General features: G+C 63.4%; 13 protein-coding genes and 2 tRNA genes. 9 read left to right on the forward strand and 6 right to left on the reverse strand.

What is annotated here, in order from left to right; all coding sequences use genetic code 11:
* Positions 1-88 precede the first annotated feature (88 nt).
* On the reverse strand, positions 89-1,621 hold the full coding sequence (locus PQ457_RS06000) for a methyl-accepting chemotaxis protein (RefSeq protein ID WP_273618826.1): 1,533 nt from the start codon (positions 1,619-1,621) through the stop codon (positions 89-91).
* A gap of 3 nt (positions 1,622-1,624) precedes the next feature.
* A complete protein-coding gene (locus tag PQ457_RS06005) occupies positions 1,625-1,957 on the reverse strand; it encodes a hypothetical protein (RefSeq protein ID WP_273618827.1) in 333 nt (110 codons plus the stop codon).
* 146 nt (positions 1,958-2,103) lie between these two features.
* Here PQ457_RS06005 and thyA point away from each other — a divergent pair, with 146 nt between their 5' ends.
* From thyA to PQ457_RS06025, 4 genes are all read left to right on the forward strand, one after another.
* The gene (gene thyA / locus PQ457_RS06010; RefSeq protein WP_273618828.1) at positions 2,104-3,057 is read left to right on the forward strand and encodes a thymidylate synthase; all 954 of its coding nucleotides are present in this window, start codon (positions 2,104-2,106) and stop codon (positions 3,055-3,057) included.
* A gap of 12 nt (positions 3,058-3,069) precedes the next feature.
* Positions 3,070-3,672 (forward strand): YdeI/OmpD-associated family protein, encoded by a 603-nt coding sequence (locus tag PQ457_RS06015; protein WP_273618829.1) that lies wholly within the window; start codon positions 3,070-3,072, stop codon positions 3,670-3,672.
* A gap of 206 nt (positions 3,673-3,878) precedes the next feature.
* A tRNA-Asp gene (locus tag PQ457_RS06020) sits at positions 3,879-3,955 on the forward strand.
* 34 nt (positions 3,956-3,989) lie between these two features.
* A tRNA-Asp gene (locus PQ457_RS06025) sits at positions 3,990-4,066 on the forward strand.
* Between the two features lie 91 nt (positions 4,067-4,157).
* Here PQ457_RS06025 and PQ457_RS06030 read toward each other — a convergent pair.
* The 4 genes from PQ457_RS06030 to PQ457_RS06045 form a co-directional block, all read right to left on the reverse strand.
* Positions 4,158-4,373, reverse strand: a complete 216-nt coding sequence (locus tag PQ457_RS06030) for a DUF2842 domain-containing protein (RefSeq protein ID WP_273618830.1) — start codon at positions 4,371-4,373, stop codon at positions 4,158-4,160.
* On the reverse strand, positions 4,373-4,945 hold the full coding sequence (locus PQ457_RS06035; RefSeq protein WP_273618831.1) for a 5-formyltetrahydrofolate cyclo-ligase: 573 nt from the start codon (positions 4,943-4,945) through the stop codon (positions 4,373-4,375). The genes PQ457_RS06030 and PQ457_RS06035 overlap by 1 nt, the downstream gene beginning before the upstream one ends.
* A 346-nt stretch (positions 4,946-5,291) precedes the next feature.
* Positions 5,292-5,600, reverse strand: coding sequence for a cell division protein ZapA (locus PQ457_RS06040; RefSeq protein ID WP_273618832.1), 309 nt, complete (start codon positions 5,598-5,600; stop codon positions 5,292-5,294).
* A complete protein-coding gene (locus PQ457_RS06045; protein ID WP_273618833.1) occupies positions 5,597-5,821 on the reverse strand; it encodes a hypothetical protein in 225 nt (74 codons plus the stop codon). The genes PQ457_RS06040 and PQ457_RS06045 overlap by 4 nt, the downstream gene beginning before the upstream one ends.
* Positions 5,822-6,017: 196 nt before the next feature.
* Here PQ457_RS06045 and tkt point away from each other — a divergent pair, with 196 nt between their 5' ends.
* From tkt to thiE, 5 genes are all read left to right on the forward strand, one after another.
* Positions 6,018-7,991 carry a transketolase gene (tkt, locus tag PQ457_RS06050; protein WP_273618834.1) on the forward strand — a complete coding sequence of 658 codons (1,974 nt, stop codon included), beginning with the start codon at positions 6,018-6,020 and terminating at the stop codon, positions 7,989-7,991.
* A 14-nt stretch (positions 7,992-8,005) separates the two neighbouring features.
* A complete protein-coding gene (gene gap / locus PQ457_RS06055) occupies positions 8,006-9,013 on the forward strand; it encodes a type I glyceraldehyde-3-phosphate dehydrogenase (RefSeq protein WP_273618835.1) in 1,008 nt (335 codons plus the stop codon).
* Between the two features lie 100 nt (positions 9,014-9,113).
* Positions 9,114-10,310, forward strand: a complete 1,197-nt coding sequence (locus PQ457_RS06060) for a phosphoglycerate kinase (protein ID WP_420540968.1) — start codon at positions 9,114-9,116, stop codon at positions 10,308-10,310.
* A gap of 137 nt (positions 10,311-10,447) precedes the next feature.
* Positions 10,448-11,359, forward strand: coding sequence for a class I fructose-bisphosphate aldolase (locus PQ457_RS06065; protein WP_273618837.1), 912 nt, complete (start codon positions 10,448-10,450; stop codon positions 11,357-11,359).
* Positions 11,360-11,439: 80 nt separating this feature from the next.
* Complete coding sequence (gene thiE, locus PQ457_RS06070; protein ID WP_273618838.1) at positions 11,440-12,120, forward strand: thiamine phosphate synthase; 681 nt, start codon at positions 11,440-11,442, stop codon at positions 12,118-12,120.
* The last annotated feature ends 28 nt before the right edge of the window (positions 12,121-12,148 follow it).

The raw sequence follows: 12,148 nt of genomic DNA on the forward strand, positions 1-12,148 counted from the left end.
GGCAAGTGGCAAGTTTTTTCAAAAACCGATGCATTTTTTCAGAAAACCGCAGAAATCACGGCTTTTCAAACTTTTCCACAGGCCGCGATCATGCCGCCAGCCCCATGCGGCCCCCAGATTGGGCCTCCGAACCATCTCCGCTGAACCGCCCCACGGCGTTGATCAGCACATTGGTTTCGCCCGAGAGCGCCTGCAATGCGGCGTTGCTCTCCTCGACCATGGCGGCGTTCTGCTGGGTCGACTGGTCAAGGATGCGGAACGTGTCGCCCACGGCCGAAAGATCCTCGGCATTGCTGTAGGCGGCATCGGCAATCGCGCCGACGGCCTGCGCGATCTGGCCGATCTGGCCGATGATGCCCTGTAGCGCCTCGCCGGTCTGGAGCACCTGCGCCACGCCTTCGGAAACCTGATGGGTGGATGTGTCGATCAATTGCTTGATGCCATTGGCCGCATCCGCGCTGCGCTGGGCCAGAGCGCGCACTTCATTGGCGACCACGGCAAAGCCCTTGCCCGCATCGCCCGCACGCGCGGCCTCGACGCCGGCGTTCAAGGCCAGCAGATTGGTCTGGAAGGCGATCCCGTCGATCAGGGTGATGATCTGGCGGATCTCCTGCGCGGATTTCTCGACCAGTTCCATCGTCGCCATCGCCCGGCTGACGACATGCTGGCCGTCATTGGCGCTTTGCTGGGCCTGATCCAGCGCGGCATTGACCGAGGCGGCGCTCTGGGCGGTATCGCGCGCGGCCTCGACAAGGCGCTGCATGGTCGAGCCTGCCTGTTCGACGCGGGCGGCCTGCTGCTCGGTGCGCATGGCCAGATCGTTGCTGGCGGTGCGCATTTCGGCCGATCCTGCCTGAATGACGCTCGATGCGCGCGAGACCTGGCTGACCAGCGCGGCCAGATCGCCGACCGAACGGTTGAAGTCCTCGCGCAATTCCTCGAACTGCGGCGGGAAACGACGGTTGAGTCGGTGGCCCAGATTGCCGCGTGCCAGCGCCTGCATGGCCGCGCCGATTTCCTCGACCACTTCGCGCCGCTCGGCCTCGGCGCTTTCACGCTCACGCTCGGCGGCAAGGGTGACGCGTTCCTTTTCCTCCTGCGCGGCCTCCTGCTGGATCATCACCTGCGACAATTTATGCACAAGCGCGATCAGCACCCCGGTTTCCACCAGCAGGATCACCGCATGAAGCACCACGCGCAAGAGATCGCCCGTGGCGCCAAATACCAGTGATGGCGCGATATAGCTGAGCAGCAGATGGTGCAGCGCCGTCACCACCGTGGCCGCGACAATCGGGCGCCAGTCGACCAGCATGGGCAGCATCGCGATCAGCGCAAAGAAGGTCATGTGCAGATCGACCTGCCATGTGGCGCCGCTCCATTGATAAAGCAGCACCGCGCTGAACAGCGGCAGGGTGGCGCCCATGGCGATGCGTGCCACGCCATCATCCTTGCCCGCCATCACCAGCAGCGTCGGCACCGCCACCAGCGCCAGCGCCAGCAGCACCGGGGTAAAGCCCGACCCGGCGATCATGCTGCCCACCAGCACCAGAATGGTGACCAGCCAGCATACGCCGACAAGGGCCTTCATCCCCAGATGACGCAGATTGACGATTTCCTTCATGGTCTATCCTTGGTGATTTGCAGATTGTGCATTGGGAGAAGATTGACAAAGCGAGGAGGGCACCGCGAAAACCAGCGCTCCGGCCCCCAGCGCGGAAAAAGGCGTATATGGCCCGCGTCCGATCACGATCAGGCTGCCCCGCGCCACACCCCGGCCTGTCAGTGGCAGGCCCTGATGTCTGGCCCATTGGGCCGCCCCTGCACCATGCCCCGGCAGGGGCAGCACCAGCATCGCCAGCCCCGCGCGCGGCCACAGCGCGATCAGCGGCATCAGCACCATGGCCAGCGCCAATTGGGCGATGGCCAGTTGCCGGCAGGGAAGGGAGGCGGATTTCAACGCAGGCGATCCATTGGAGTGATATCGGCCTGTTTTACGACATAGACTTTGGCAAATCGCGCGGAACGGATTCGCAAATATCCTTAGGCGATGCGGGAGGCGATGCAGGGCGATTGCCGGTGGCTTTCGGCGCGGGGCGGCGTTAGATGAGGGGCATGCAGACCGACAGTTCAAGCTCTCGCCGCCATTGGGAATGGCAATATCTCGATCTGATGCGCCGGATCTGGGAAACGGGCGACGAGCGGCGCGACCGCACGGGCGTGGGCACGCGGTCGTTGTTCGGGGCGACGATTCGGTGTGATCTCTCCGATGGGCGTATGCCGCTGGTCACCACCAAGCGGGTGTTCTGGAAAACCGCCACGCGCGAATTCCTGTGGTTTCTGACCGGCGACACCAATATCCGGGCGCTCTGCGCGCAGGGGGTCGAGATCTGGACCGACTGGCCGCTGGCGCATTATCGGCGCGAGACGGGGGACCAGATCACGCGCGAGGATTTTTCCGCGCGGATCGTGGCGGATGCGGAATTTGCCGCGCGCTGGGGCGATCTGGGCCCGGTTTATGGCAAGCAATGGGTGAACTGGCCTACGTATGAGCCTGCGGGCGATGGATTGTATCGGCTGGGGCAGGGGATCAATCAGGTTGCGGATCTGGTCCATGCGCTGAAAACCAATCCGGGCAGCCGCCGCCATATCGTTGAAGGCTGGAATGTGGCCGAGGTGGACGCGATGGCGCTGCCGCCTTGCCACAAGACCTATCAGTTCCATGTGGCCAATGGGCGCCTGTCGGGCATCCTTTATCAGCGCAGCGCAGATCTGGCGCTGGGCGTGCCGTTCAACCTGTGGGGCGCGGCGCTGTTCGTCCGCCTGCTGGCGGCGCAGACCGGGCTGGAGCCGGGCGAACTGGTGTGGATGGGGGGCGATGTGCATCTCTATCTCAACCATGGCGATCTGGTCGAGGAACAGTTGAAGCGCGTGCCCTCGGGCGAGCCGAGGCTGGCGATCGCGCCGCGGGCGCAGAGCATCTTTGATTACCGGATCGAGGATTTCTCGGTGCTGGATTACGCGCCCCAAGGGAAATTGGGAGCGCCAGTGGCCGTTTAAAAGGGAGAGCAAATGGATCAGAGAATCGATGCCTATATCGCGGCTGCGCCCGATTTCGCGCGGCCGATCCTGATCCATCTGCGCCGCGCGGTGCATGAGGCCGTGCCGGGGCTGGGCGAGACGATCAAATGGTCGATGCCCCATTTCACGCTCAATGGTAAGAATCTGGCCGGGATGGCGGCGTTCAAGGCCCATTGCGCCTTTGTGATCCATGGCGCGGGGCGTCAGGGGGCCGAGGAGGGCCACCGTGATGATGGGCTGGGCGCCTATGGCAAGATCGCCAGTATGGACGACCTGCCCGATCCTGATACGTTTCGGATGCGGCTGATGGAGGCCGCGCAGGGCCTGTCGGGGGCGAAGAAGGCCGCCCGCGCGTCCAAGGCGCCCAAGGCGCCCAAGGCGGAGATTGCCGTTCCTGATGATCTGACAGAGGCTCTGGCGGAGAATGTGGCGGCGAGGGCGGTGTTCGAGGGTTTCGCGCCCTCGCATCGGCGCGATTATCTGGAATGGATCGTCGAGGCCAAAGCGCCCGCCACCCGCGCCCGCCGCATCGCTCAGGCGGTGGAATGGATGGGGGAAGGGAAAAGGCGCAATTGGAAATATGAAAAGTGCTGATTTTGCGGCATTAGTCTGTGGATAAATCGCATTGTCACGCGCCCGAAACAGATTCGTGCCAGCGATTAAAGGGCGTTCACCGCGTGAAAACCCTGAAAAACCGGGGCTTGGGCAAAAGCATGTTCAAGCCTGTTGACAGGTCGCCCCTCCCAACGTAGAGGCCGCGTCACCCAAGGGGCGCTGCCCCGAAGGAAACATCGAAGTGAGCGGGTGTAGCTCAGTTGGTTAGAGTGCCGGCCTGTCACGCCGGAGGTCGCGGGTTCGAGCCCCGTCACTCGCGCCACTTCATGGTTCCTTGCGAGGCCCAAGCATATTGCGCGGGTGTAGCTCAGTTGGTTAGAGTGCCGGCCTGTCACGCCGGAGGTCGCGGGTTCGAGCCCCGTCACTCGCGCCACCTTGGGTCCATTTCCGAAAGGAAAACAAAAAGGCCCGGTCCATCGCGGATCGGGCCTTTTTGCGTCTGGACGAATAAAACGCCGGGGGATTTAGCCCCAGCGCCCGGTCTCCATCCAGATCAGAAAGCGCCGCAAGGGCAGCAGCCAGGCCACCCCCAGCACGACATAGACCGGCATTTGCCCCAGCGCGGGCCAAGGCGCGATCCAAGGCGCGATATAGCGCGCCACCAGCGCCGCATAGACCGCCAGCCCAACCAGCAGCAGCAGCAGGCCGACAGGAATCCGCCACGTAGGCTCCTTGCGCATCAGATGTCTCCGTAAAGGCGGGTGGGGGTAATCACCGCGCGCAGGGGCATATCATGAGGCTCTGCGGGCAGGCTGTCCACCTTCTGGCAATCCCATGCCAGCCCGAGCGCCATCACCCCCGGATTCGCGCCCAGCCAGCGGTCATAATGCCCGCCGCCTTGGCCGAGGCGCTGGCCTTCGGCGGTAAAGCCCACCAGGGGCACGAAGGCGACATCCGGAAACAGTTCCTCGGCGTCGGCGGCGGGCTGGAGCGCGCCATAGGGGCCGGTTTCCAGGCCTTCGTCGGCAAAGGGATCATTCCATGCGCGAAATTGCATCGGCGCGCCCGCGGCGGCAAACCACGGCAGGGCGATTCGCCGCCCGTTTTCGGCAAACCATTTGGCATAGGATCGCGTCGGCGCCTCGCCCGAAATGGCGTGATAGAGGCCCACCACCGAGCCTTCGCCCGCCAGCGCCGCCACCGCGCCGGGCGGACGCAGGAACAATAGGGCGGACATGGATGCGGGCAGGGCGTTCACATGTTCGCGGCGCAGGCGGCGCAAACGGGCGCGCAGGGATTTCTTGTCGGTCAAGTCAGCCTCTCAAACGGCGTCAGCCCTCTCCCCCTGCCATGCTACCCTACGGGTTATCATCTGGGTGGCAGGGCAGGGGGAGAGGGCTGGCGCCGCAAGCGTTGGCCGGAGGGCCAACGCGCAACATATAAAGGGTGACGGGACCACCATGGGCCGTTGCCGGGAAATCCTCTGACGCCTCGACGTCAGGTGGGGACCATGTACCAGAGGCCAGAGCCAGTGGCAGGGACAGCCCCCTAGGATTGCTTATAGCCTCAGGGATTTTCATGCGGCTCGCACCGGGCAGTACCCGTCACGCACATATGTAGGCGCGATGGCGCGATTTCTCAAGGGCCAGAACGGGGTGCTAGAGAAGATCCTCGACCGAGGCTGCCAATTGTTCGAGTCCGGCGGCAAGCGCTTCGAGGCGTGCGGCCGTTGCGGGATCGGCGGGCGGGGCGCCCTGATCGAGCTGTTGGCGCAATTCGTGCAGTTCATCGGCCAGCAGGAGCGCGGCAAAGAGCATCGAGCGCATTTCGCTCTGATTCGTCGCGCCTGGCAAGGCGTTCATCTTTTCCTCGATGATGCGGCCCAGCATGCGTACATGCTCTTCCTCGCCCGGCGAGCAGGCGACCGCATAATCACGCCCGCCGATCATCAGATCGACCCGGCTCACGATTTTTGCACCCGTACGATCAGCGCATCGAGGGTGGAGAGCGCATTACCCACCTTTTCGCGCAGGATTTCGTGGCGGACCTCAAGCCGGGCGGTCTGGTCGGCCGCATCGAGGCGGGCCTGCCGGGCGCGCTGTGCGGCATGGGCGATCCGGTCCATCGCGGCCTCGATCCGGTCGAGGGCGGTGTTGATCGGGGCGGGTTCTTGTTCGCTGCTGGCCATCAGGGGCAGAGGCCTAGCGCAATAATTTTGCCCTTGCAAAGGCCGCAGCGGCCCAAATGACAACGGTTGCGGCGATTTCGATGCCATTTTGGCGCTGCGCAGAGGTTGACGCCGCCCCCATGGGTCCGCAATGGAGGCGGCGCGAATCGCACGCCTGTGTGCCTGTGCATACCTATTCGGAGCTTTCGGAAGCATCATGAGCATTACCGCCCCCCGCCTGCAGAACATGGCCAACGCCATCCGTGTGCTCTCGATGGATGCGGTTCAGGCCGCCAATTCGGGCCATCCCGGCATGCCGATGGGCATGGCCGATGTTGCCACGGTGCTGTTTTCGAAATTCCTGAAGTTTGATCCGGCCCAGCCGCGCTGGCCCGACCGCGATCGCTTCATCCTGTCGGCGGGCCACGGCTCGATGCTGATCTACAGCCTGCTGCACCTGACCGGCTATGAACAGCCCACGATCGAAGACATCAAGAATTTCCGTCAGCTTCACTCGGTCTGCGCCGGGCACCCGGAAAACTTTGAACTGCCGGGCGTGGAATGCACCACCGGGCCGCTGGGTCAGGGCCTTGCCATGTCGGTGGGCTTTGCCATTGCCGAGCGTCACCTGAACGCGCAGTTCGGCGACGATCTGGTCGATCACAAGACTTTCGTGATCGCGGGCGACGGTTGCATCATGGAAGGCATCAACCACGAGGCCATCGGCCTTGCCGGGCACCTGAAGCTGGGCCGTCTGGTCGTGCTGTGGGATGACAATCGCATCACCATCGACGGCGACACCGACCTGTCGACCAGCGAAGACGTGGCCGCGCGCTATACGGCGACCGGCTGGCATGTCGTATCCTGCGATGGCCATGACTTTGCCGACATCGAGCGCGCGATTGCCGAAGCGGTGGCCGATCCGCGCCCCTCGCTGGTGGCCTGCCGCACGATCATCGGCAAAGGCGCGCCCAACAAGCAGGGCGGCCATTCGGTCCACGGTTCGCCGCTGGGCGCTGCCGAGGTCGAGGCCGCGCGCGGCGAACTGGGCTGGACGCTGCCCGCCTTTGAACTGCCTGCCGACATTCTGGGCGACTGGCGCAATGTGGGCGCGCTGGGCAAGACGGCGGCGGTGGATTGGGCCGCGCGCGTGGCGGCCAGCGACAAGGGCGCCGAACTGCTGCGCCGCATGAACGGCCAGTTGCCGGATCAGACCGAGGTGCAGGCCACGTTCGACGCTTGGCTGGAAGGCAGCACCAAGGTCGCCACCCGCAAGGCCAGCGAAATGGCGCTCGAGGTGCTGACGGCCCATGTGCCCGAAATGGTGGGCGGCTCGGCCGACCTTACCGGCTCGAACCTGACCGTCACCAAGTCGACCAAGCCCTTTGGTCCGCAGGATTACTCGGGCCGCTATGTCTATTACGGCATCCGCGAATTCGGCATGGCCGCGGCCATGAACGGGATGGCGCTGCATGGCGGGATCATCCCCTATGGCGGCACTTTCCTCGTGTTTTCGGATTATTGCCGCAATGCCATTCGTATGTCGGCTATTCAGCGGGCCAAGGTGGTCTATGTGCTGACCCACGATTCGATTGGCCTTGGCGAGGATGGTCCGACCCATCAGCCGATCGAACATGTGATGTCGATGCGCATGATTCCGAATCTGGAAGTGTTCCGCCCTGCCGACGTGATTGAAACCGCCGAGGCATGGCAATTGGCGATCGCCAATGAAGGCCGCCCCAGCGTGCTGGCTCTGACCCGTCAGAACCTGCCGCAGTTCCGCCACTCGGGTCCGAACCTGACGGCAAAGGGCGCCTATCGTCTTGCCGCGGCCCAGGCCGCGCGCAAGGTGGTGATCGTGGCGACCGGCTCGGAAGTTGAGATCGCGATGGCGACCCGCGATGCGCTTGAGGCGCAGGGCGTGGGTGTTGATGTGGTCTCGATGCCCTCGATGAGCCGCTTCCTTGAACAGGATGCGGAATACCGGGCCGATGTCCTGCCCGCCGATGTGCTGCGCGTCAGCATCGAGGCAGGTACGACCTTTGGCTGGGAACGTATCACGGGCCTTGACGGTCTGCGCTTTGGTATCGACACCTTTGGCGCATCGGCTCCGGCCCCGGTTCTTTATGACTATTTCGGTCTTACGGCTGAAAAGATTGCGCCGCAAATTCTTGCGGCACTCCAGAACTAACGAGGAGGATACTCATGGCTGTGAAGGTTGCCATCAACGGTTTCGGTCGCATTGGGCGCAATGTGGCCCGCGCCATTCTGGAGCGCCCCGACTGCGGGCTCGAACTGGTTTCGATCAACGATCTGGCCGATGCCAAGGCCAATGCCCGTCTGTTCAAGCATGACAGCGTCCACGGCACTTTCTCGGGCACCGTCGAAGTGGACGGCAACGACCTGATCCTGAACGGCAAGCGCGTTCAGGTGACCGCCGAGAAGGACCCCGCCAACCTGCCGCATGCCGCCAATGGCATCGACATCGCGCTGGAATGCACCGGCTTCTTCGTTGACCGCGATTCGGCCGGCAAGCACCTGACCGCCGGCGCCAAGCGCGTGCTGATCTCGGCGCCCGCCAAGAAGGTCGACAAGACCGTCGTGTTCGGCGTGAACCACGAAACGCTGACCGCCGACGATCTGATCGTCTCGAACGCTTCGTGCACCACCAACTGTCTGGCGCCCTTTGCCAAGGTTCTGCATGAATCGATCGGTATCGAGCGTGGCCTGATGACCACGATCCACTCGTACACCAACGACCAGAAGATCCTGGACCAGATCCACAAGGATCCGCGCCGCGCCCGCGCTGCGGCTCTGAACATGATCCCGACCTCGACCGGCGCTGCCGTGGCCGTGGGTGAAGTGCTGCCCGAACTGAAGGGCAAGCTGGACGGTTCCTCGATCCGCGTGCCGACCCCGAACGTCTCGGTCGTCGATCTGACCTTCACCCCCGCGCGCGACACGACCATCGAGGAAGTGAACGCTCTGCTCAAGGCTGCCGCCGAAGGCCCGCTCAAGGGCGTGCTGGGCTATACCGAAGAGCCGCTGGTTTCGATCGACTTCAACCACGATCCGCATTCCTCGACCATCGACAGCCTCGAAACGGCTGTGATCGACGGCAAGCTGGTGCGCGTGCTGAGCTGGTACGACAACGAATGGGGCTTCTCGAACCGCATGCTGGACACGGCAGGCGCGATGGCCAAGTTCCTCTGATGGAACACCGGGGCGGGAAGGGAAACCTTTCCGCCCTTTGTTTCTCAGGCATATGTTTACGATCGGACGCTAAAGCTGCGTTCCGAATTGGGGGTTAGTGATGGCTTTTCGCAAGCTCGATGATCTGGGCGATGTGACCGGCAAGGTTGCGCTGGTGCGCGTCGACTTCAATCTGCCGATGAAGGATGGCGCGGTGACGGAAGACACCCGCGTGCGCGCCGTGGCGCCGACCATTCTGGAATTGGCCGACAAGGGCGCCAAGGTGCTGCTGCTGGCGCATTTCGGCCGTCCCAAGGGCAATCGCGTGGCGGATCAGTCGCTCTCGCTGGTCGTGGGCGCGGTGGAAAAGGTGCTGGGCCGCGAAGTGATGTTCGTTCCCGAAGTGGCCGGTGATGTTGTGAAGCAGGCGGTGGGCATTCTGGGCGCGGGCGATATTGCCCTGCTGGAAAACACCCGCTTCTGGCCGGGCGAGGAAAAGAACGATCCCGAACTGGTCAAGGCGATGGCCGAGGTTGGCGATTTCTACGTCAATGACGCTTTCTCGGCGGCGCATCGCGCCCATGCCAGCACCGAAGGTCTGGCCCATGTGCTGCCCGCCTATGCCGGTCGTTCGATGCAGGCCGAATTGGAAGCGCTGGAAAATGCGCTGGGCAATCCGGTGCGCCCGGTCGCCGCGGTTGTCGGCGGGGCCAAGGTGTCGAGCAAGCTCGACGTCTTGAAGCATCTGGTGACCAAGGTTGATCACCTGATCATCGGCGGTGGCATGGCCAACACCTTCCTTGCCGCGCGCGGCGTGGATGTGGGCAAGAGCCTGTGCGAACACGATCTGGCCGCCACGGCTGAAGAGATCATGGAGGCGGCGGACGCTGCCGGTTGCACCGTGCATCTGCCTTATGAAGTGGTGGTCTCGAAGGAATTTGCCGCCAATCCGCCCTCGCTGCGCACCTGCAATGTGCATGAAGTGGCTGCCGACGAGATGATCCTCGATGTGGGGCCGTCTGCGGTTGAGGCGCTGGCCGATGCGCTCAAGACCTGCAAGACGCTGGTGTGGAACGGGCCAATGGGCGCGTTTGAAACCGTGCCTTTTGATGCGGCGACGGTGGCTCTGGCCAAGATCGCGGCGGCGCTGACCAAGGAAGGTTCGCTGGTCTCGGTGGCGGGTGGCGGTGATACCGTTGCTGCGCTGCATCACGCCGGGGTGGCAGGGGACTTCTCCTATATCTCGACCGCTGGCGGCGCTTTCCTTGAATGGATGGAAGGCCGCGAACTGCCGGGCGTCAAGGCGCTCGAAATCTAAATAATTCCGCCCGCCCGGTTGCAGTGCAGCAGTTGCATTGCAAAACCGGGCGGGCTATTTCAGACCGGCCGCGCATACCTATGCAAACCTCTATGCATAGGTATGAACAACAGGCCTTAACCAACAGGGAAACACGCATGACCACCAAGGTTGTCCAGAAGATCCTCAGCAATTACGAATCCGACAATCCCGGCGTTAAGGCCAACCTCTATCGCATGCTCTCGCAGGGCAAGCTGGGCGGCACCGGCAAGATGATCATTCTGCCGGTGGATCAGGGCTTTGAGCATGGCCCGGCGCGCAGCTTTTCGGTGAACCCGGACGCTTACGATCCCCATTACCATTATCAGCTCGCCATCGACGCCGGCCTGTCGGCCTATGCCGCGCCGCTGGGCATGCTGGAGGCGGGCGCCGACAAGTTTGCCGGGCAGATCCCGACCATCCTCAAGGTCAACAGCTCGAACAGCTGGGGCACGGCGGCCAATCAGGCGCTGACGGGCGGCGTTGATGATGCGCTGCGTCTGGGCTGCTCGGCCATCGGTTTCACGATCTATCCCGGCTCGGACGATGTGTTCGAGATGATCGAGGAGATCAAGGAACTGCGCAACGAAGCGGCCAGCGTCGGCCTTGCCACGGTGATCTGGTCCTATCCGCGCGGCGGCAAGCTGCCCAAGAGCGGCGAGCTGGCGCTGGACGTGGGCGCCTATGCTGCGCATATCGCCGCGCTGATCGGCGCGCATATCATCAAGGTCAAGCTGCCCAGCAACCACATCGAACAGGCAGAAGCCAAGCCCTGCTATGAGGGCACCGACTGGTCGGCGCAGGCCGATCGCGTCAAGCATGTGGTGCAGTCGTGCTTCAACGGCCGCCGCATCGTGATCTTTTCGGGCGGGGCCACCAAGGGCGCTGATGCGGTCTATCAGGACGCGCGCGACATCCGTGACGGCGGCGGCAACGGCTCGATCATCGGCCGCAACACGTTCCAGCGCCCGCGCGATGAAGCGCTGGCCATGCTGGGCAAGCTGGTCAACATCTACAAGGGCAAGGAATAATTCCTCAACCCCTTGGGTGAAGCAAAAGACGCGGGGGCCGGCACTGGCCTCCGCGTTTTTTATGCGGTATGGGCGCGGCCATGACCGAAGAAGCACCGACTTTCGAACACACCCGTGCGCCCACGCAGCTTTACCTGATCTCGCCCGCCGATGTGGGCGGCGATTTTCCGCAAAGGCTGGCGCGCGCGCTGGACGCGGGTCTGAAGGGGCGCCACCGGATCGCGGCGTTTCAGTTCCGCGTAAAGGGCATCGACGATCACGCCGCCGCGCGTCTGGCCGCCCCGCTTCAGGCCATTTGCGCCGAGCGCGAGATCGCCTTTATCGTCAACGACTCGATCACGCTGGCCAAGCGCCTGAATGCCGATGGCGTGCATCTGGGGCAAGACGACATGGCCCAGAACGGCGACGTGAAGATCGCGCGCGAGGAGCTGGGCCGCGATGCCCAGATCGGCGTGACCTGCCACAACAGCCGCCATCTGGCGCTGGAAGCGGGCGAGGCCGGGGCCGATTACGTGGCCTTTGGCGCCTTCTATCCCACCACCACCAAAGAGGTCGAGCATCACGCCGAACCTGAATTGCTGACCTGGTGGCAGACTTTGTTTGAAATTCCCTGTGTGGCAATCGGCGGGATCAATGCCGAAAATGCTGCGCCGCTGGTGCGTGCAGGCGCTGATTTTCTGGCGATTTCCGGTGCGGTCTGGAATGGCGATGAGGCGGCAAATGTCAAAGCCTTGATGGATGCCATCACGGCTGCGCAATAAAGTTGTTGAAGAGCATGGCGGCAGCCCC

The organism is Novosphingobium humi, assembly GCF_028607105.1.
Lineage (GTDB): Bacteria > Pseudomonadota > Alphaproteobacteria > Sphingomonadales > Sphingomonadaceae > Novosphingobium > Novosphingobium humi.